We start from the raw sequence: 19403 nt of genomic DNA on the forward strand, positions 1-19403 counted from the left end.
TGTCCCGGCCCTGTTTTTCTCAGCACCTGCGGCCCGACGTCCACCCGCACACAACTGGAGTCGGCGCGTTGTGGCTGGACAAAGGCAAATCACCGACAGCGGAACTCTCACAGTCGATTCCGGGCTCTCGATCAGACGCGCTCGTTTCGATCCCGCGAGAACTCGGCCCGTTCTTCGCTGAATGCCGGTCGCTGCCCGTTCAGTAATGCGCTACGAAACCCGGCAGGATAGCCTCGGCAATTCCTGCGGCCCGGTTGACTATTTGATCAGCCAGAGATGCCCGAGCACATGCTCGCGCAGCCGTCGCGACCCCTTACGTGCCGTGTCAACGATGTGTGCCGCCTCACGTCCGGTCAGGCCAAGACGTCGCGCCAGATCCAACGGCACGGTATCGGCGTCGCCGACCAGCTCTACGAGCAATCGATTGCGCGCTCGCTCGGCGGCGTGGATTTCGGCCTTTGTCCGATTGAACATCTCCGATCTCGGGGGAGTCCGGCCTTCAGAGCCCCGCGCGTCGAGTTCACCTGTCGCAACGAGGCGAGCGCGAGCGCGCTCGAGTCGCGACATCACCTCTGATTCGCGATCGGTAGTCATGCAAACACGATATCGCGGGCAGCGAGCGCGGCATCCAGCTCCTGGACCGTCCGTGTATCCGCCCACGGTGACAGCTGCTGCCGTCCCTCGATAATCGCTGCGGCCAGTCTTGGCGACCGGTTCTGCTCTGCTAGTGCCGCCGCTTCACCAACCGCGCTCGCCGCTTCCTCGATTTCATCGAGCTGAATCAGTGCGCGCTCCAACTCCAGCAGCGTGACCGCTCGGTCCCGCACATAGTTCGGCTGCATCATCGCAAGGGCGTGCCGGGACGCCTCGGCCGCCGGACCTGCGTCGCCCAGGATCGCGAGGCAGTTGCCGCGGTAGCTTTCCTGTATTCCCGCGCCCATGAAGTAAGCGCGGCTCTGCGATGGATGGCACGGCACTATGCCGATGAGTGCTGCGTCGGCCTCTTCGAGCGCCTGCAAGCATGCCGGGCGCTGCCCCGCGATCGCTGCGGCCTCGGCATTGCGGATCGCGACGTAGGCTCGCAGGTGCCTGTCCTCCGACTGCATTACCCAGCTGCGCGCCGCGACCGCGTAGTCGACAGCGATACGTGGTCGACGCTGCCAGGTCTCCAGTTGCGAGAGGTGACACAACATGTACGCGCCGAGATCGGAGTCTTCGGCCTCATGCGCGTTCTCACGCGCTTCGGTGTAGAGCCGCGCGGCCGTCGTGTAGTCCCGTGCATCCCATGCCAGAGACCCCGCGAGGCCGGTCCACTCTGCGTAGAGCGAAAGTAGGTCGGCCCGTAGCGCCGCCGGGCAGTCGCGCAGCATCGCCTCAGTGACCTGCTGCTGCGCAATGACCATGCCCTGTGCGGCCGGAGAACCGAGCATGTCATCGAGTTGCATCGCCTGATACAGCGTCGACCGCACCACAGATACCGCGGCAGAATCCGGGCGACCTGCGCCGGACATCAACCACGCGGCTCGCTCGGCCGCGTCGCCTAGTCCCAACGTCGCCAACGCGCCCGCGCCCATGGCACCGGCCTTGAATAGCTGCCGCCGCTTCACGTCGTCATCCTCATTCAGCCGGAGTTGCTCAAACCGGTCCGCAACATCCTTCGGTGCCTTCGCGAGCATCGTTCCGTAGGTGGTCTGGCCGAGACCGCCGATCGGTGCCGCGCCCTTCTCCCAGCGCCTGACGGATCGTTCCGCCACGCCGAGCGCCTGCGCGAACCTGGCCTGTTTCATTCCATAGGCGCGGCGCAGCGCGACGCAATCCTCGTTGGTCCATGTCGAGACGATAACCATCACAGCCCCCTGCGGCGGAAGTGGTGACCGCAACTTTAGCCGGTTCTTGTCCGGTCATGTCCGGAAATGTCCTGCGGCAGAACGGAAGCATTTCCCCAGGCCCCGCCGCCGGGTCGATGCCATGCCCCGCATCGGCACACCGACCTACGACGACGCCTGGTTGGTGGCGAAAGCTCCCCGGCGGCGGGCGCCTCACCGAACAAACGAAACAGGAAGCGACAGACCCCATGCACCACCAGCACCCGCCGCCCCCTGCAGGCCGGCCACGTCACAACGCGAACAACCCAAAGGCGGTAGGTCTGGCCCGGACCGACATATCCGGCCTGGACGTACCCGCGCAAGCGATCGAGATACGCCGTCATGCAGAACAATTGGGCTACCAATACCTGTACACAGTGCGTCCGCCGGTCGACCGGGGCATCGATCCAATCGGATACGCGCTCGGAATCGCCCTCGATGTGCGCGCCGCCGCATTGGTCGTCTACGACTTGGCCATCGTCGACCACACACCCGCCCGGGTATGCGAGTTCTGCGACCTGGAAACAGTGAGCCCACCGACCACATGGGCAGCTGTGCTGCCGACTCGGATCGACCCAGCGCACAGCCACCCCGACCACCCGCTGACCGTTTCTGAGTCGTTTCGGATCATGCAGCAGCACATGGCATGTCGTGCGGTGACTTGTCCGCTAAAGGCCACCGCGCTCAGCTGCCTCGTACGAGCAGGCAAAATTGTCCCGCCGGTCAACACACCCCGTGAGCGTGCCGCAGCCCGTGGCCTTACGTTCCCAGCGCTAGACGCCGAACTGCCAGTGCCCGACGCCCCCGGCATGCAAACCTTGCTCGCTGTCCTCGACGGGCTCACCGACCCCGATGCCGACTTCCCTTTGGTCGCTGCCCGACGCTCCCAAGTTGTGTGGTCGGACACGACAGTCATCGACGACTGCAACCTCCTCACCACCGCAGCACCCGAGAACGCCACGTACCCGACCGGCTCCGTATGGCGCTCCCCACGTCCGGAGGAACCAGACGTGCATCTGGCAATCTCGCTGCACGGCATACAGTTCGACTTCACCGCATGCCTGTCGGCCGCATTGGAATTCGTGCACGAGCAGCAAACCCACCACTACGCCGACAGCGTCACCATCGAGCTGGACGACACGCGCAGCTTTCCGCGCCTACCCAACGAGCGGCTGTTCCTGCAACCCTGACCTGACACACTTGCCTGCTCCGAACACGACATGAGGGGATGACACGAATGGATAGCGAGCGACCGTACACTCCGACCGAACGCGCACGCATGGATAGCGATCAGCAAGACCCACGCTGGGTGCGGTGGCTCGATCGCATGACCGATGAAATCAACCACTTTCTCACCATCACGGTGCCGGACATGCCTGAAAGCCCCTGGACCGCTGAGGGATTGAGGCATGCCGAAGCCGTAGCGCTGCGAATCTTCCCGACGATGGAATCGGTCGATCTGCCGGAGAACCGTCATCTTGCAGACCAGTTCCATCGCTACCTCGGCGAAGTGTTCCGCCGCAATTTCGAGGGTGAGTGGTACAACGTTCCCGAACACGACGACCCACAACGGACGCGTGGTTTCGGCCCGGTTGTCCGCCGACCGTTCAATGAATTGTATTTTACTGTCGTATCTCAACTAACGGCCGCGATGTACAGGCGCACGGGCACAGAATGGTCGCGAATTTTCGAGTTTTCCGCCGAGGACTACGCGGACTGGCAAAGCGCTGGCCGTCCGTCATTGGACGAATGGATGAAGATCCGGGACGCGGACTGAGTAGTCCACGTGCCATGTCCGGGGGTGTGTTGTGGCCTACGACAGAGACGAGTACTCCCGCTATGTGGGCGGCAAATGGTTCGAAGGGAAACCCGCCCGACCGCCGGAAGCCTGGGAGCGCGAGCGAGATAAATGGTCGAAATCCCGTGAGTTCGGGAACCAGTTCCGCGATGGCATGTGCCAAATGCTCGGCCGCACTCAGGAAACCGGCTGGACGACCGAGAACTACTACAAGAGCGAAGCCGGTAAACGCTTTCATGACGCAGCGCACCATGTTGTGCAGCACGCCATGGAGTTCAAAGCCGGACGTGTCGGCGAAGATGCGCTGAAACAGCTCAAAAAAGATGCTCGCGCGCTCCGTGACGGCTGGACTATCGAGTGGTTCACAGTGGCCGGTGCCCGCATAGATTCCGCCGTAGTAGACAAGATGCGCGAACTGACCCAGAAATTCCCCGGCCAGTTCACGGTAGTCGAAGTCACCAAAGAACAATTCGCCCAGGCGATAGCCATCGGCAAGGAGCTGGCGAAGAATCGCGAAGCGCAACAGCTCCAGAAAGCCCGCGAGAACGAGATAGCCCGCAACCTCGAAGCGGGCAAGCAGCTCGAAGCCGAGAAAGCCGAACTACGCAAGCAGGTCGAAGAACAAGCCCGCCAACTGCAAGAGGCGCGCGAACGTGGGCGCGGTGTCGAGGTCGAGCCACTGCGCGCGGCGCACGCGAAGATGCTCGGAGACCTCGAGAAGATCCGTGAGGCCGAGCGCGAGCAAGCCCGCGAAATGCTCCAGGCGGCCGGGCACACCCCGCAGCAGATCCAGGCCATGGAAACGGTGCTCGAGCAGGGGCGGGAGGATCAGCGGAAAGACGTCGTACTGGGTATCGAGGCGATCGCAGCCACGGTCGAACGCGAGGACCAGGCCCGCGCCGCCTCCGAGGCCGCCGAGCAAGCCCGCGAGCAAGAGCGGGCCGCCCGTGAAGCCGCGGAGAAGGAACGCGCCGAATACCTCTCCCGCCTCCAGCGACAAGGCATCCCTGGCGAAGTCGTGAAGATCCTCGGACTGGGCCAAGCCGAAGCACCTTCGGCCGCCGTTCGACGTGATCCGGATGGCCAAGCGCCCCGAGTCGAACGCGGTCACGGCTACGGACCCGAGCGAAGCCGCGGAATCAACCGCGACCGCTGACGACGCCCGCGAGTATCAGCGGCTCGGCACCCGGCGCGCCGGATAGGTTGAGCCGACCGACCAACCTGAACAGGAGCCAGCAGTGCCTATCGAGCACGAAGCCAAGATCCTCGGCGTCGACCCCGACACCATCGAACAACACATCGTGGACAAGGGCGGGCAGAAACTCGGCGAGCGGTTCATGCGCCGCTACGTCTACGACATCACGCCGGGCGATGAATCGAAGTGGATCAGACTGCGTGACAACGGGAACGGAACCACGCTCGCGGTCAAGCAGATCACTAGCGACGCCATCGACGGCACCCGCGAATTGGAGGTGGGCGTCGACGACTTCGCCGCCACCAATGCCCTGCTCGAGATGCTGGGCTTCACCCCGAAGTCCTACCAGGAAACCAAGCGGATCAGCTTCGTACTCAACGGCGCACAGCTCGAGATCGACACCTGGCCGCAGATCCCGTCGTACCTGGAGATCGAAGCCGCGACGAAGGATGAAGTGATCAGGATCGCCGAACTACTCGGCTACACCGAAGCCGACCTCACCGGCGAGAACACGATCAAGATCTACGCTCGGCACGGCATCGACCTCAACACCGTCCGCGAACTACGTTTCTGAGCGGGTCTTCCGGTGTCTTGTCGCGAGCGCCGAACGGCAGAACCCGGTGTCCGTCCAGTCCTGCGGGTCAGGGCGATTTGCGTTGCGCAGGTCAGATCAGACTGCTCAGTAAGGAACCTGAACGAAGTCGGCTAGGTCGCGGACCTCTGCCGTCAGCGTCCGCCGTTTCTCGATCATCCCTGCGAGGATGTCACGCGCAAACCTTTGTTTCACGAGCCATTCCGGCAGCTCTCGCCGGATCTGCTGGAGCACGGCCAGCGCTTCGGGGTATTGCCGCATAGCTGCGTGTGCTGCTGCGACGTCGAGGCGGTGACGCTGCCACGGCCACGGGAGTGGGTATTTCGTCCCCGCCAGTTGTGTCGCAATCGCCAGTGTCACTTGTGGTTTGTCGATGACCATGGCGTTCTCCGCCGCCAGCATTTGTACCGTGACCGGGCCGAATGCGTGCAGCAGGCCATCTTTGGAGTCGTGTTCGCCATGTCGGATCGCCATGCCGGCGACACGGGCGAACGCCAGCGCGTCATCGGCCTCACCGGGTCGGTTGTCACGTATCGCCGCTGTGGAGACACGTTGCAGCATCAGTCCCCAACTGGCGAGATCTTCCCGCGACGCCTTGGATATCCGGCGCGGTTCGAGATCATCGGCCCACTTGGTCGCTACCTCCCGCGCCTTCGCCAGATCCCCCTTGCGAATCCAGCGCCAGCAATCCGCATCTGCCAGCGGCGCAGATGCACGCAGGTCGGGCGCATCATCGAGTGCCAACGCGATGGCGTGATCTGCCGCATCGAACTGCCAGGTCAGACACATTTGCCATGCCACCATCTGGCGAATCCGGGATCGCAGTCTTCGTGCATCGGTCGTCCCTGAATCCGCCGCAGACACTAGATAATCCGCGTCGCGCAACATTGGCACGAGCTGAGGGGCAAGCTCAGCGAAGCGACCACCGCGGAACAGCGGCTTTACTTCCGCGAATGTCGCACTGACACCGGCGACAGTCGGTGGCTCGCTGAACTCATCAACCGGGTAGATACCAGCTAACGCTTGACGGACTTCCGCCCACAACTCGACATCTGTCACGTCGGGATCAGCCGCATCCGGCTTGACGATCAAGGCAGATGTTTCGACTCGAAGCGCGCTCGCCAACCGACGCGCTGTCTCGGTCCTAGTCGATTCCTGCCCGCCCTGCTCGAGCAGCCTGATCAGCTGGACTGATACACCGGATCGTTCTGCAAGCTCGGTCTGAGTGAGCCCGCGCCGTTTGCGAATACTGCGCAGGCGGTCCCCTAGTTGTGCGCCCATACGCCAACGGTACGCGGGCTCAACGGACTCCGAGAGACCTCCGAATTGGTAGTTTGCAACGCCCCTGTTCACTACTGCCATTGTGACGCTCCAGGCGAACGCTGAGGCTGGATTCAGCCCCGACGTCGGGTGTCGCCGGTTCCTAATCCCGGCCCACTGACTGCCCGATGATGCGCAGTCGGCGGATTGACCTCGGCGTCGGGTGCACACCAATCGTTCGAGCGAGGGGAGACGCTTATGGATTCACCGAAACAGCCTGAGGACACGCCGTTGTCGGTATGCCACTTCTACCGGCAGGTGTGTGACCTGCCCGCTGAGGTGGACCCAGCTCATCTGGGACGCATCACCCTGCGAGCGGGCCGGGTGTGTGGGTTGATGATGCCCGCGTTCATCGGGTCGGAAGTCAAAGCGTGGATGCAGCGGCACGGCCACCAGGCCGAGCCGGTACTGACGCATCCTCGTTCGCAGCGCTGGACGTTCCTGACCGGCCCTGACCTGCCCGAAGATATCCGGTTGTTCGCGGAGATGTCGCGGCTGAGCGTGTCCATCGTGCGCGCAGGAGATATCGCGCTGCCCGGTCCCGGTCAGCGTCCCGGCCTGTTCCGGGCATGGGTGCAACCACCCCACGATGCCTACCGCCCGCCGGGGCGGATCGTGATCGAGGCCATTCGCGGATGCGCCCGCCAGCACGCGCGGCATCGTCGGCGGGTGGTGGCGTATGCCTGAAAACACCACAACCGGTTTTGCAGCGTACGGTTGCGGTCCGGAGTGTGAGCCGTGGATCAGCGTAAGTCATTGCGGTGTCTTCGCTTTCGATAACAAAACCGGTGACCTGTTGTCGGTGAAATGCCCGTCGTACTTGTGCTGCGGGCAGATGGTGCCGATCATCAACGGCCGCATGACCGATCACGATTTCCCCGCAGGCATCGCATTCGGTGGTCAGAAATGCCCCTGGATCGGTATCCGCGTCGTCGACGACCGTGCCCCGAGTAGCGTTCTCGCGCCGGATCAACCGCCGCAGGCCGCCCGATGACCGGTGACCAGGACGCCGAGCGTGCCGCCGCCGATGACCGGTGCCCGCATCATCGATAGCCGCACGCGTCTCACCAGGACACAGCGAGCCAGCGACCCGATCCACCCAGACCGCACCGCCCACCGATCCCCGCATCCCGAGGATCCGGTCGTGCACCGGGCGATCTCGCTGCACGGCATACGATTCGACTTCGCCGCATGCCTGAGTTCCGCACTGGAATTCGTGAACGAACAGCAGGCCCACCGCTACGCCGACGATGTGACCATCGACCTGCACGACACGCACACATACCCGTGCTTGCCCAATGAGCGGCTGTATGTGCAACCGTGACCTGAGACACTGACCTGCCCACACCGGGCCAAGGGGACAGCCGAGAGGAAACCATGAGCGAACGGCCCTACACCGCAGCAGAACTCGAACGGATCGCAGCGGACCAGCAAGACCCGCACTGGATGGAATGGTTGAGCCACATGTCCGAACGAATCGACCAATTCCTTAACGTCACCGTGCCCGACATGCCGGACAACCCGTGGTCCGACGAAGGGTTGAATCACGCCGAAGCCGCCGCGCTTCGAATCTTCCCGACCATGGAATCAGTTGATCTGCCGGAAAACCGCGACATCTCCGACCAGTTCCACAGCTACATCGGTGAGGTATTCCGCCGGAACTTCGAAGGCGAATGGCGCAACGTGCCGGACTACGACGATGACGATCACCCGAAGGGATTCGGGCCAGTTATCCGATTGCCATACAACCCCGAGTATTTGGCCGTCTTCCAGCTACTGACCGCCACCATGTTCCGGCGGACCGGAAGCCAATGGAGCCGGATATTCGGCTACCAAGCCGAAGACTACGAAACATGGAAAGCCGGGAGAACCTCCCCGCAAGGGTGAGCACTGCCGTGAGCAGGGGGAATCGTCGTGTACGACGAGCAGGAACGCTACAAGAAGTATGTCATCCGCCAATGGTTCAAAGGAAAACGAGCACGCTCGATCGAGAACTGGCGGAAAGAAAGTAAGCGACGAGGCAACGCGCGCAAATTCGGAAACCTGTTCCGCGATGGCATGACTCAGCTTCTCGGCCGCACCGAGGACCGAGGGTGGAAAACCGAGGTATACCGAGCAACCGACAAAGGTCGACGCTACGACGACTCGGCACACAAAAAGCTAGCCCACTCCATGGAATTCAAAGCCGGGAAACTCGGCCTTGACGCCGTACGGCAGCTCGAAAAAGACGAACACGGCCTCAAGATCGGCCGCACGATCGAATGGTACATCGCGCCGACATCCACGATCAGCCGAGAAGCGGCCGACAAAATACAGGAACTGAAAACAAAATACCCAGACCAGTTTCAGCTCATAGTCATCTCTCGCGAGCAGTTCGCACGGGCGATCGAGATCGGCAAGGAACTCGCGAAGAGCCGCGAGGCGCAACAGCTCCAGAAAGCCCGCGAGAACGAGATAGCTCGCAACATCGAAGCGGGCAAGCAGCTCGAATCCAAGAAGGCCGAACTACGCAAGCAGGTCGAAGAACAAGCCCGCCAGCTGCAAGAAGCGCGCGAACGTGGGCGCGGTGTCGAGGTCGAACCGCTGCGCGCGGCGCACGCGAAGATGCTCGGAGACCTCGAGAAGATCCGTGAGGCCGAGCGCGAGCAAGCCCGCGAAATGCTCCAGGCGGCCGGGCACACCCCGCAGCAGATCCAGGCCATGGAAACGGTGCTCGAGCAGGGGCGGGAGGACCAGCGTAAGGACGTGGTACAGGGTATCGAGGCGATCGCAGCCACGGTCGAACGCGAGGACCAGGCCCGCGCCGCCTCCGAGGCCGCCGAGCAAGCCCGCGAGCAAGAGCGGGCCGCCCGTGAAGCCGCGGAGAAGGAACGCGCCGAATACCTCGCCCGCCTCCAACAGCAAGGCATCCCTGGTGAAGTCGTGAAGATTCTCGGACTAGGCCAAGCCGAAGCACCTTCGGCCGCCGTCCAGCGTGACCCGGACGGCCAAGCGCCCCGAGTCGAACGCGGTCACGGCTACGGACCGGAACGAAGCCGCGGAATCAACCGCGACCGCTGACAGCATTTCCATGACGTCCGCGAGACGCGAGGCGTCACGTCTGGATAGGCGGTGGCCCCCGGTCCGAGATATGCGCGGTCTCGGCACCGAGGGCCATTGGGGTATATGAAGGTAGAACCCGGCTGCTCGCCGGGCATGCGTTACTTCTGCGGCTCGGTCGGCTTGGTCGGCATGGGCGCGTTGACCGTGCTGAAGTACTGGATGGCCGCGCCGATGGCGACCGGTGCGGTCACCAGGATCTGACCGGCGACCGTGCCCAGTGCGCCGACCGCCAGGATGCCGCCGAGGCAGCCGACGGCGGCGGCCGGGATGAACGGGCCGAACATGCCGACGATGGTGGCGGCGGCGACGGTGGCTCCGGCGATGCCGCCGAGGATGCAACCGACGGACGCGCCGCCGATGCCGCCGACCAGAGTGCCGATGGAGGCGCCCATCCCGATGGTGCTGGTCATGCGGGACCAAGCGGCCTGCTCGCGGTCGTATTCGGTCTTCCAGGGGGCCTTGTCCTCGAACGGAAGGGCGACCGGCTTGTAGGTGGCGTGGGCGAGGTCGAACTGCGGGGTCAGCGTGGCGGTGCGGTCGGAAATCTCGGCGGCGATGGGGAATTCGAAGTCATCGATGCGGAAGGTCAGGGGCGCGCCCGCGACGATGGCGCCGTCGGCGGCTTTGAGCTTCAGCATCTGGTCCTCGACCACCAGCGAACCGGCGTCGGTGGTGATGATGCTGGAGGTTTCGGTGGCGTAGGCGGTGAAGCCGACGGCTTCGGCCTCGCCGGAACCAGCCTCGACGGACGTGCCTTCGCCGGTGGCCTCGACGGACGTGGCTTCGGCGGGTGCGACCTCGGGAGCGGCGGAGCTCGTGCCCGTGGCGATGCTCACCGCAGCGGTGGTGAACGCGGCGGCCAGGGCTAGTTTCGTGATCTGCATGAGGATTCCTCGGTTTTCGAGGCATGGCGGTACGACGGCCATACCTATGACGTTTGGTAGGTCGTGGGAGTAACGGGCCTTCGCCCGGGGGATGTGTGAACTACGAGGCGGCGCGTACCCGTCCGACTAGGCCGATCAGGATGTCGACGGCGAGGAAGGCGAGCAGGCTCAACCCGACCAGCGGGACGAACCAGCCGACCAGCAGTGCGGCGGCCAGCAGGGGAACGACCAACCACGGTGAGGTCTGCCGCAACGCGCCGCGCCGAGGGGCCCGGCCCATGGCGAACCGTCCCGCGTCGCGAGTCGGTCGCCTGCGCCACCACAGGAGGTAGCCGCGCGCGATCACGGTGATCAGGCCGATCATCGCCGCGAGCAGCAACAGCTGGTTGAGCAGCCCGAACATCAGACCCATGTGGAACTGAATGCCCCAGTTGGTGAGCTTGGCCATCAGCGGCCAGTCGGCGTAGGGGAGCCGGTCGGTGACCGAGCCGGTGGCGCCGTCAACCGCGACCGCGTCGACGGTGTAGGTGCCGGGCATCCGGCGTTCCTTCACCCCGAATGCCTTCCCTGGTGCGCCCGGCATGGCGATCTCGACAGCTTGGGTGATGCCCTCGGCGCGTGCGGTCGCGTACACCCGGTCCAGCTGGGCGATCCGGTCGGCCGGGTCGGCGGGCGCGTGCTCGGCATGGCCGCCGCCGTGATGATCGGAGCCCGAATCATGCACGGGCGCAGCGCTTCCGGGTAGCGTGGTGCTGACCGAAGGGGTCGTCCAGCTCAGCTGCTGACGCAGCTCGGTGATGTTCTCACCCGCGTACGTCGACCAGGTCATGCCGGTCGCCGACAGCAGCAACGCCAGGGGAAGCACCCACATGCCGATCGCGCCGTGCCAATTCAGGGTGCGTCCGCGCGCGCGTTGCGACCGGTCGGCCGCGAACAACCAGCCCCAGCCGTTGCGGGCACGCCGACTGCGCACGCGCCGCACCCAGATGACCAGACCGGCCAGTCCCACGATCCACAGCCAGGACGCGGCGAGCTCGCTGTAGATCCGGCCTGGCTCACCCAGGTGCAGATCCCGGTGCAGCTGGTCGATCCAGGTGCGCATCGGCAGCGCTCCCGAGCTGCCGTACACCACGGAATCGCCAATCGGCAGTGCGGTATACGGATCGACGAATACCGCGCGTCGCTCGGACTCGCCCAGCGAAGGATCGCTGAACAGCACGCGGGTGGTGTCCTCTGGGCCCGCCGCCGGAGCGACCGCGACCAGTTGCAGGTCCGGCTGGATGGCGAGCTGGGTGACGACGGCGGCGCTGACCTGATCCGAGAGCGGCTTCGGTGTTCCGTTCTGCGTGACAGTCAGCAGGTCGCGCGACATGACCGACTCGAGCGTCGGCGAGATCGCGTAGAGCGCGCCGGTGAGGGCCGCGATCAGGATGAACGGTCCGACGAACACGCCTGCGTAGAAGTGCAGCCGCATGGTGAGCGCGGATAGGCCGGTTCGGCGTCTGGCGGCGGGCGCGTCCGACGGCTCCGGTAAGTCGGCGCCGGAGTCGGAAGTGGTTATTTCTGCTGTACTCACGGTCGTTTCGTTTCTGACGTCGGGAACCCGGTCGGGCAAGCAGGCCGTTGTCCTGGTAGCTGATGCGCACGGGGCGCTCCTGCCGACGGTGGACAGCGCGTACCTCGCATCCGGCCGATGTGCGCGCGCGGAACTAGGTTCGGCGACGAACGTCTCGGCCGAGGTGAACGGCCGCGGGCGCGCTCACCTTGCGGAGGCGCGATCTCGCCGCGGTACGCGGAAGTTTGCCGTGCGAACCTACGCAACGGCGTCTCCGCACGCTCAGACGTGGGCACGAGGTGCGGGTGACGCTGTGCTGCACGGTGAAAGACCGTAGACATGAGCAATACTCACGCCACGGCGTTTCTCGCACCGGGTGTGGGAAAGATCAGAGGGCGACCGGAAGTGGCGGACCGCGTGTGCGCAGCAACTCGGCGGCGAGCACGCGCAGGACGACGCGGTCGCGATAGACCGTGCGCAGGGGCGCGCGATCCGCGACGACGGGCGGAATGTGGCGTACCGGCAGCACCCGGGACAGCACCGCTGTCCCGATCCGGTACGCGGCCTCCGCGCCACGGATCACAACAGATGCCGCGACCGCCGCGACAAGATGTGCCGTGAGCATGGCCGGGGTCAGCTGGGCATCACCGTGATGCACGTGGCCCGAGCTGATACCCATGGTGAAGTGACCGAGTAGCTGTCCGGCCACCAGCGCCGCGACCAGCCCGGCCGAGGAATCGCGCAGCGGAGCCAGCCCGGCCACCAAGGCGCCGACAACGGTGGAGGCGGCGGCCAGCAGCGCCAGCGTGGTGGTATTCGGCGGCATTCCGCCGGACGCCCACCCGTGTGCCGCAACGGAAATGGCACCTGAGATCGCACCGGCCGAACCACCGCGCAGTCGCGCGACGGCGCCGCGTCGTCCCGCGGTAGGCCGGTCGAACTCGAAACTCACCCGCTGATGATAGCCGACGAATTGCACGCGATCGACGGCATCGGCAGGCGCCGGAAAAGCAGTACGACGTGCAGTTTCCAGGTGGAAACAATTCGGCCTTCCGGAGCGAGCACCGCAGTGCGGAGCATGCCGCCCCGGAAGGCCTTGTGGACGTGCGCCGATCAGCCCGCGTCGACCTCCATCTCGATCAGCGGCTTGCGCAGCAGCTTGCCGGTGGCGTTGCGGGGCAGTTCGTCGAGGAAGATCACCTCGCGCGGCACCTTGTAGCGCGCCAGGTTCGCCCTGACGTAATCCTTGATCTCTTGCGGGTCGCGTTTGGAGTCGGGGCCGGGCACGACGACGGCCCGCAGCCGCTTGCCGTACTCGCGGTCGTCCACGCCGACCACCGCGGCTTCGAAGATGTCGTCGCGGCCCGCGATGAGGTTCTCCACCTCGAGCGGGAAGACGTTCTCGCCGCCGGAGACGATCATGTCGTCGTCGCGGCCGTCGATATAGAGCAGGCCGTCGGCGTCGAAATGCCCGACGTCGCCGCTGGACATCATGCCGTCGACGATCTCCTTGGTGCGCCCGTCGGTGTAGCCGGTGAAGGCGAACCCGTTGTCCACGAAGATGGTTCCGGTGACGTTCGGCTCGGTGATCGGCTTGCGGTTCTCGTCCAGCAGCACGATCCGGATGCCGACCGGGGCCTTACCGGCGGTGGTCGGCGCCTTGCGCAGGTCCTCGGGGGTGGCGACCGTCATGACGGCGCATTCGGTGGAGCCGTAGAGGTTGTAGAGGCTGTCGTTGAAGTAGTCCAGCGTGCGGGTCACCACGTCCGGCGCGATGGCCGAGCCCGCCGCGAAGATCACCTTGATGGTGCTGACGTCGTACTCGGCCAGCACGTCTTCGCCCAGGTCCAGGATGCGCTGCAGCATGGTGGGCACCACGACCAGCGAATCCGCCTTGTATTGGGCGATATTGGCCAGGGTCTGCTCGGGATTGAACCGGCGCTGCTGGAAGATCACCCGGTTGCCGAGGGCGAGACCGAGGGTGAACTGGGACAGTCCGGTGCCGTGGAAGATCGGCGCCGCCATGATCATGGTGCCGTTGTTGGGCAGCGGCACCCGGTCGACGAACTGCGCGGAGGCGAACGGGCTCACCCGGTCCCGGGGCGCGCCCTTCGGGGTCCCGGTGGTGCCGCTGGTCAGGATCACCATGCCACCGGGCTTGACGGGCGCGGGCAGCGGCGCGGTGGAACGAGCCGAGCTCAGCGTATCGATGGTCGGAATCGACGGATCGGCGTTGTCGGTCGCGTCGACCCAGGTGAGGATGCGCGGGATCGCGGCGGGGATGGCGCTCATCAGGTCGACGAACTCGCTGTCGTGCAGCACCGCCTTCACATGCTCGCGCTCGGCCACGTCGGCGAACTGCGGCTTGGCGAAACCGGTGTTCATCAGCACCGCGCGCACGCCGAGTTTGCCGGTGGCCAGCAGGCTCAGCACCATGCCGCGGTGGTCGCGGGCCAGGATCGCCACCACGTCACCCGGATTGATGCCTTGGGCTTGCAGGCCTCGGGCCAGGGCGTTGGATCGCTCGTTGAGCTGGCCGAAGGTCACTTCGCCGCGCTCGTCGACGATGGCGGCGGCGTGCGGCCTGGTCTGCGCGGCGTGCATGACGACACCGGCGAACGGGCCGAATTTCAGCACGTTGCGCGCCGACCGTGCCGCGTGGTCCGGGCGCAGCGGATTGAACAGCCGCCGCTTGACCATCACGTTCACGCCAACGGCTAGATCACCCGCCTTGCGGGCGGTGCCGGCCAATGGGGGGAGGGAGAGAGACATCGACAACCTTCCGGCGGCGCAACCCGGCGGTCCTCCGAGTGGTGCGGGCCGCATTTTCGAGAGCCAGTGCTGCCGCTAACAGTAGCAAGCTTCTGTGACCGGATGTGTCACGTATCTCGTGAATTCCTACCCGCGGGTAACGGACTCTGTTCGATTGCGGCTCGGACAGAAAACAGGTGGGATCGCTGTTGCGCGATCCCACCTGCCTCCGCCGTCGGTCAGGCCTTGACCTCGTAGTCCACCAGCACGCGGCGCAGCAGCTTGCCGGTCGCGTTGCGGGGGAGATCGTCGAGGAAGACGACGTCGCGCGGCACCTTGTAGCGGGCCAGATTGTTCTTGACGTACGCCTTGATCTCCTCGGGGTCCGGCGTCTGGCCGGGCTCCGGGACGACGAAGGCGCGCAGCCGCTTTCCGAACTCCACGTCGTCTACGCCGATCAGCGCCACGTCGAAGATGTCCGGCCGCTCCAGCAGCAGGTTCTCCACTTCCTGCGGGAAGACGTTCTCGCCGCCGGAGACGATCATGTCGTCGTCGCGGCCGTCCACCATGAGCAGGCCGTTCTCGTCGAAGTGGCCGACATCGCCGCTGGACATGTAGCCGTCGATGACCTGCTTGGTGCGGCCGTCGGTGTAGCCCTCGAAGGGCGCGCCGCTGCGGATGAAGATGCGCGCGGTCGTGTTGATGGCGGTGACCTGCTGGTCATTGTCGTCGTACAGGCGCACCTCGCAGGTGATCGGCGGGCGTCCGACGGTGCCGGGCGCGAGGGCGAGGTCCTCCGGGTTGGCCACGGTCGCGACCGCGCATTCGGTCGAGCCGTAGAGGTTGTAGAGCACCGGCCCGAACGCCTCGGTGGCCTTGATCGTGAGCTCGGGGGACAGCGCCGAACCGGCCAGCATGATCACCTTCAGCGAGGAGGTGTCGTACTTCGCCCGGATCGCCGGGTCGAGTTCGGCCATCCGGTGCAGCATGGTCGGCACCGCCACCAGCATGTCGGCCTGGTGGTCGGCGATCAGCTTCAGCGTCGCCTCGGCGTCGAAGCGGCGGCGCACCACGATCTTGTTGGCCAGGGCCGCGCCGACGAGCCAGGTGGCCAGTCCGGTGCTGTGGAAGATCGGCGACACGATCACCTGGGTGCCCCGCTGCGGGAACGGGATGCGATCGACGAACTGCGCGGTGGACAGCGGGGTGACCTTGGTGCGCGGAGCGCCCTTGGGCAGGCCGGTGGTACCGCTGGTCAGGATGATGAAGCCACCGGGCTTGCTCGGCGCGGGCAGCGGTGCGGTCGAGTTGGCGGCGACCAGGTCGTCGAGCGTCTGCGAGCCCGCGGGCAGCGCGGTGCCCTCGTCGACCCAGGTGAGGTAGCGCGGCAGGTCGGCCGGCAGGGCGTCGAGCAGGCCGAGGAACTCGCTGTCGTGCAGCACGGCCTTGACCTTCTCGCGCTGGCAGACCTCGGCGAACTGCGGTTTGGCGAACCCGGTGTTCATCAGCGCCACCCGCACGCCGAGCTTGCCCGCGGCGGCCATGGACAGGATCAGGCCGCGGTGGTCACGCGCCAGGACGGCGATCACCATGCCCTCGCTGATGCCGGCGGCCTGCAGCCCACGCGCGATCGCGGTGGACTGTTCGTCCAGCTCGCGGTAGGTCAGCGTGCCTGCCTCGTCGACGAGACCGGGCGCGTCCGGAGCCACCCGCGCGGAGTGCCGGATCAGCGTCGCCTGCGGGCCGAGGATCTTCGACTCCTTCATTGTCCGCAGCGTCTCGAGCGGCTTCCGGGGATCACTGACGCCCCGGCTCCGCAGTACCCCTAGCGCCTTCACAATTTCCAGCGTGTGGGCCACGTTCATGTCGACAAAACCTCCACAAAACCCTCGCGTCGGTACTCGACCTAGCGAACCAGTACGGCGTGTTGACCGCCACCGTAGCAGTGCGGAGTGTGACAGGTCACAGTGAAAGCAGACAAATCAGTCCCAGATGGGTTACGGGCACCGCTGGTGAACTCGATTCCGTCCTTTTCGTCCGGTGTGGCCGAGATCGGCGCGTTACCCTCGCAACGTCTCGAGACCGCTCGAAGGGAGACGCGGCCAATGTCCGATCCGAAGGACCGTGAACCGTTCATCGATGTTCCCGGCGATTTGCCCGGTATCCGGGGTCTGTTCGCCTTCAAACCCGAAACCGGCGCGGCGCTGAGCGAATTCGCGCAGACCCTGCTGCGCGGGTCGTCGCCGCTCAGCCCGGGGGAGCGCGAAACCATCGCCGCGTTCGTGTCGTCGCGCAACAAGACGTACTTCTGCACGCAATCGCACGCGGCGACCGCTGCGCTGCTGTTCGAGGGCGGTCGCGACGCGATCGACGCCGTCATCGAGGACGTGGATTCCGCGGCCATCGATCCGAAACTGCGTGCGCTGCTTCGGATCGCGGACAAGGTGCGCCAGTCGGGCCTCGACGTCACCCCCGAGGATGTCGAGAACGCCCGCGCGGCGGGCGCCAAGGATGAGGACATCCACGACGCGGTCCTGGTCGCCGCCGCGTTCTGCATGTTCAACCGCTACGTGGACGGCCTCGCGACGGTCGCGCCACGGGAGCGGGCTACCTACGAGCAGATCGGCGGGCTGCTCGCCACCGCCGGATATGTTTCCGCCGGAGCGGCGCAGGGCGCTGCTGAGGGCGACCAGTAAGCAACCACGCGGCGGCCGGTACCCCGTATCGGCCGCCACGGGTGCTGTCCGGCCGGGTCGGGGTCGGTCGTCAGGGCAGCCCCCAGGCGAATCCCGCTGCGATCACAACACAGCTGACGACGGCGATGACGGCGATGCTCCACATGTGTGCGAAGGCTACGGAGCATATGGCTCCAGGTCCATAGTCGCGGGAGCGCGAAATATGGTTGATCTCTTCGCATTCGGACCGTCTCCGATTTCGGTGCGAGTCCAGTGTGAAAGTGCTGCGCGAAGCCTGGCCACTTCATTCCGCGGATGACCGGGGCCTGTGTTTGCGAAAGCGCTGCCGCTCCGGTGTTGGCTGCCCGGACAGAAATCCGGTGCGAGTCCGAGGCTCGCACCGGATTTCGTGTCCGACCGTCTAATTCAGCATCACTTCAGTTCGGCGCTGGTCTTGTCCAGCACGCGGCGCGCGACGATGAGTTGCTGGATCTGCTGGGTGCCTTCGAAGATGTCGAGAATCTTCGAGTCGCGGCCCCATTTCTCCAGCAGTGTGCGCTGCGAGTAGCCGATGGCGCCGGCCAGTTCGACGGCCTTGAGGGTGACGTCGGTGCCGGTGCGGCCCGCCTTCGCCTTGGACATGGACGCCTCGAGCGAGTTGGGCTTCTTGTTGTCGGCCATCCACGCCGCGCGCAGGGCGAGCAGGTAGGCGGCCTCGTAATCAGCTTCCATCCGCAGGAATTCGGCGGCGGCAGCGTGCTGGTTGTTGGCCGGGGTGTCGTAGGAGATCTCCACGCCCGCCGCGGTCAGGATCGCACGCAGTTCCTCGAGTGCGGCGCGCGCGACGCCGACCGCCATCGCGGCGACGAGCGGACGGGTGTTGTCGAAGGTCTGCATGACCCCCGCGAAACCCTTCTCCACGTTGACTTCCGGGCTGCCGAGGATATTGTCCTTCGGAATCCGGCAGTCCTGCAGCAGCAGCACGGCGGTGTCGGAGGCCTTGATGCCGAGCTTGTGCTCGAGCCGCGCCACCGACAGGCCCGGGGCGTCACGCGGGACGACGAACGACTTTATCGCCGCGCGGCCGAGGCTCTTGTCCAGCGACGCCCACACCACGATGTGGGTCGAGCGCTGCCCCGCGGTGACGAAGATCTTCTCGCCGTTGAGCACCCACTCGTCGCCGTCGAGGACGGCGGTGGTGGACACGGCGGCGGAATCGGAGCCGAAGGACGGCTCGGTGATCGCCATCGAGGCCCAGACCTTGCCGAAGCGCTTCAATTGCTCGTCGGTGGCGACGGCGGCGATCGCCGCGTTGCCCAGCCCCTGGTAGGGAATCGACAGCATCAGGCCGACGTCGCCCCACGACGTCTCCAGCGCGTTGAGCAGCGCGGACATGTTGCCGCCGTTGGTGTTTCCGAGCAGCTCGGTGGCGTGGCGGTCGCTCTCGCTGTCGTCCGAACGGCCACCGGCGGCGCCGCCGATCTTCTGGGTGCCGGAGTCGGCCAGACCTTCGACCATGGCGGCCATGGCGTCCAGCTCGACCGGGTAGTCGTGCTCGCCGAGGTCGTACTTGCGCGAGATCGGGCGGAAGATCTCCTTGGCGACCTGGTGGGCCTGGTTCGCGCTGGCCCGCAGCTTCTTGGGGAGTTCGAGGTTGATCATGGGT

The 19403-nt window shown here is 65.4% G+C and carries 19 protein-coding genes; 10 read left to right on the forward strand and 9 right to left on the reverse strand.

What is annotated here, in order from left to right:
- Positions 1-258: 258 nt before the first annotated feature.
- Together OHA40_RS23340 and OHA40_RS23345 are read right to left on the reverse strand one after the other, a co-directional pair.
- Complete coding sequence (locus OHA40_RS23340; RefSeq protein WP_330229015.1) at positions 259-474, reverse strand: hypothetical protein; 216 nt, start codon at positions 472-474, stop codon at positions 259-261.
- 116 nt (positions 475-590) lie between these two features.
- Positions 591-1847: a helix-turn-helix domain-containing protein gene (locus tag OHA40_RS23345; protein ID WP_330229016.1), complete on the reverse strand. Its 1257-nt coding sequence runs from the start codon at positions 1845-1847 to the stop codon at positions 591-593.
- 371 nt (positions 1848-2218) lie between these two features.
- On the opposite strand from OHA40_RS23345, the gene OHA40_RS23350 reads away from it, so the two are divergent.
- The 4 genes from OHA40_RS23350 (at position 2219) to OHA40_RS23365 (ending at position 5432) form a co-directional block, all read left to right on the forward strand.
- On the forward strand, positions 2219-3055 hold the full coding sequence (locus tag OHA40_RS23350; RefSeq protein WP_330229017.1) for a hypothetical protein: 837 nt from the start codon (positions 2219-2221) through the stop codon (positions 3053-3055).
- A gap of 89 nt (positions 3056-3144) precedes the next feature.
- On the forward strand, positions 3145-3642 hold the full coding sequence (locus tag OHA40_RS23355) for a hypothetical protein (protein ID WP_330229018.1): 498 nt from the start codon (positions 3145-3147) through the stop codon (positions 3640-3642).
- A gap of 31 nt (positions 3643-3673) precedes the next feature.
- Positions 3674-4819: a hypothetical protein gene (locus OHA40_RS23360; RefSeq protein WP_330229019.1), complete on the forward strand. Its 1146-nt coding sequence runs from the start codon at positions 3674-3676 to the stop codon at positions 4817-4819.
- 82 nt (positions 4820-4901) lie between these two features.
- The gene (locus OHA40_RS23365; RefSeq protein ID WP_330229020.1) at positions 4902-5432 is read left to right on the forward strand and encodes a class IV adenylate cyclase; all 531 of its coding nucleotides are present in this window, start codon (positions 4902-4904) and stop codon (positions 5430-5432) included.
- 105 nt (positions 5433-5537) lie between these two features.
- Here OHA40_RS23365 and OHA40_RS23370 read toward each other — a convergent pair whose 3' ends face one another.
- Complete coding sequence (locus OHA40_RS23370) at positions 5538-6731, reverse strand: helix-turn-helix domain-containing protein (protein ID WP_330229021.1); 1194 nt, start codon at positions 6729-6731, stop codon at positions 5538-5540.
- 237 nt (positions 6732-6968) lie between these two features.
- Between OHA40_RS23370 and OHA40_RS23375 the strand changes: the two genes are divergently transcribed.
- The 5 genes from OHA40_RS23375 to OHA40_RS23395 are packed head-to-tail and all read left to right on the forward strand — an operon-like array spanning position 6969 to position 9830.
- Entirely contained in the window at positions 6969-7457 is a 489-nt protein-coding gene (locus OHA40_RS23375) for a DNA-directed RNA polymerase subunit beta (RefSeq protein WP_330229022.1), read from the forward strand.
- Positions 7450-7764 (forward strand): hypothetical protein, encoded by a 315-nt coding sequence (locus OHA40_RS23380; protein ID WP_330229023.1) that lies wholly within the window; start codon positions 7450-7452, stop codon positions 7762-7764. Before OHA40_RS23375 ends, OHA40_RS23380 begins: the two co-directional genes overlap by 8 nt.
- Positions 7765-7797: 33 nt before the next feature.
- The gene (locus tag OHA40_RS23385) at positions 7798-8094 is read left to right on the forward strand and encodes a hypothetical protein (RefSeq protein WP_330229024.1); all 297 of its coding nucleotides are present in this window, start codon (positions 7798-7800) and stop codon (positions 8092-8094) included.
- A 53-nt stretch (positions 8095-8147) separates the two neighbouring features.
- The gene (locus OHA40_RS23390) at positions 8148-8657 is read left to right on the forward strand and encodes a hypothetical protein (RefSeq protein ID WP_330229025.1); all 510 of its coding nucleotides are present in this window, start codon (positions 8148-8150) and stop codon (positions 8655-8657) included.
- Between the two features lie 27 nt (positions 8658-8684).
- Positions 8685-9830 (forward strand): hypothetical protein, encoded by a 1146-nt coding sequence (locus OHA40_RS23395; protein ID WP_330229026.1) that lies wholly within the window; start codon positions 8685-8687, stop codon positions 9828-9830.
- A gap of 140 nt (positions 9831-9970) precedes the next feature.
- Here the strand turns inward: OHA40_RS23395 and OHA40_RS23400 are convergent, their stop codons facing one another.
- The 5 genes from OHA40_RS23400 to OHA40_RS23420 form a co-directional block, all read right to left on the reverse strand.
- Positions 9971-10756: a hypothetical protein gene (locus tag OHA40_RS23400; RefSeq protein ID WP_330229027.1), complete on the reverse strand. Its 786-nt coding sequence runs from the start codon at positions 10754-10756 to the stop codon at positions 9971-9973.
- 100 nt (positions 10757-10856) lie between these two features.
- Complete coding sequence (locus OHA40_RS23405; RefSeq protein WP_330229028.1) at positions 10857-12332, reverse strand: PepSY-associated TM helix domain-containing protein; 1476 nt, start codon at positions 12330-12332, stop codon at positions 10857-10859.
- Positions 12333-12699: 367 nt separating this feature from the next.
- The gene (locus OHA40_RS23410; protein WP_330229029.1) at positions 12700-13263 is read right to left on the reverse strand and encodes a hypothetical protein; all 564 of its coding nucleotides are present in this window, start codon (positions 13261-13263) and stop codon (positions 12700-12702) included.
- Between the two features lie 161 nt (positions 13264-13424).
- On the reverse strand, positions 13425-15083 hold the full coding sequence (locus tag OHA40_RS23415; RefSeq protein ID WP_330229030.1) for an acyl-CoA synthetase: 1659 nt from the start codon (positions 15081-15083) through the stop codon (positions 13425-13427).
- Between the two features lie 218 nt (positions 15084-15301).
- The gene (locus OHA40_RS23420) at positions 15302-16927 is read right to left on the reverse strand and encodes an acyl-CoA synthetase (protein ID WP_330229031.1); all 1626 of its coding nucleotides are present in this window, start codon (positions 16925-16927) and stop codon (positions 15302-15304) included.
- A 240-nt stretch (positions 16928-17167) separates the two neighbouring features.
- Between OHA40_RS23420 and OHA40_RS23425 the strand changes: the two genes are divergently transcribed.
- Complete coding sequence (locus OHA40_RS23425; RefSeq protein ID WP_330229032.1) at positions 17168-17758, forward strand: carboxymuconolactone decarboxylase family protein; 591 nt, start codon at positions 17168-17170, stop codon at positions 17756-17758.
- Positions 17759-18169: 411 nt separating this feature from the next.
- Here OHA40_RS23425 and OHA40_RS23430 read toward each other — a convergent pair whose 3' ends face one another.
- Entirely contained in the window at positions 18170-19399 is a 1230-nt protein-coding gene (locus tag OHA40_RS23430) for an acyl-CoA dehydrogenase family protein (protein WP_330229033.1), read from the reverse strand.
- Positions 19400-19403: the final 4 nt, after the last annotated feature.

This window comes from Nocardia sp. NBC_00508, from assembly GCF_036346875.1.
Lineage (GTDB): Bacteria > Actinomycetota > Actinomycetes > Mycobacteriales > Mycobacteriaceae > Nocardia.

What these genes read in the sequence shown, in the direction of transcription:
- OHA40_RS23400 (WP_330229027.1), bottom strand. Translation starts at nt 10,756, where the DNA reads ATGCAGATCACGAAACTAGCCCTGGCCGCCGCGTTCACCACCGCTGCG.
- OHA40_RS23430 (WP_330229033.1), bottom strand. Translation starts at nt 19,399, where the DNA reads ATGATCAACCTCGAACTCCCCAAGAAGCTGCGGGCCAGCGCGAACCAG.
- OHA40_RS23340 (WP_330229015.1), bottom strand. Translation starts at nt 474, where the DNA reads ATGTTCAATCGGACAAAGGCCGAAATCCACGCCGCCGAGCGAGCGCGC.
- OHA40_RS23415 (WP_330229030.1), bottom strand. Translation starts at nt 15,083, where the DNA reads ATGTCTCTCTCCCTCCCCCCATTGGCCGGCACCGCCCGCAAGGCGGGT.
- OHA40_RS23375 (WP_330229022.1), top strand. Translation starts at nt 6,969, where the DNA reads ATGGATTCACCGAAACAGCCTGAGGACACGCCGTTGTCGGTATGCCAC.
- OHA40_RS23355 (WP_330229018.1), top strand. Translation starts at nt 3,145, where the DNA reads ATGGATAGCGATCAGCAAGACCCACGCTGGGTGCGGTGGCTCGATCGC.
- OHA40_RS23425 (WP_330229032.1), top strand. Translation starts at nt 17,168, where the DNA reads ATGTCCGATCCGAAGGACCGTGAACCGTTCATCGATGTTCCCGGCGAT.
- OHA40_RS23380 (WP_330229023.1), top strand. Translation starts at nt 7,450, where the DNA reads ATGCCTGAAAACACCACAACCGGTTTTGCAGCGTACGGTTGCGGTCCG.
- OHA40_RS23370 (WP_330229021.1), bottom strand. Translation starts at nt 6,731, where the DNA reads ATGGGCGCACAACTAGGGGACCGCCTGCGCAGTATTCGCAAACGGCGC.
- OHA40_RS23420 (WP_330229031.1), bottom strand. Translation starts at nt 16,927, where the DNA reads ATGAACGTGGCCCACACGCTGGAAATTGTGAAGGCGCTAGGGGTACTG.
- OHA40_RS23385 (WP_330229024.1), top strand. Translation starts at nt 7,798, where the DNA reads ATGACCGGTGCCCGCATCATCGATAGCCGCACGCGTCTCACCAGGACA.
- OHA40_RS23390 (WP_330229025.1), top strand. Translation starts at nt 8,148, where the DNA reads ATGAGCGAACGGCCCTACACCGCAGCAGAACTCGAACGGATCGCAGCG.
- OHA40_RS23345 (WP_330229016.1), bottom strand. Translation starts at nt 1,847, where the DNA reads ATGGTTATCGTCTCGACATGGACCAACGAGGATTGCGTCGCGCTGCGC.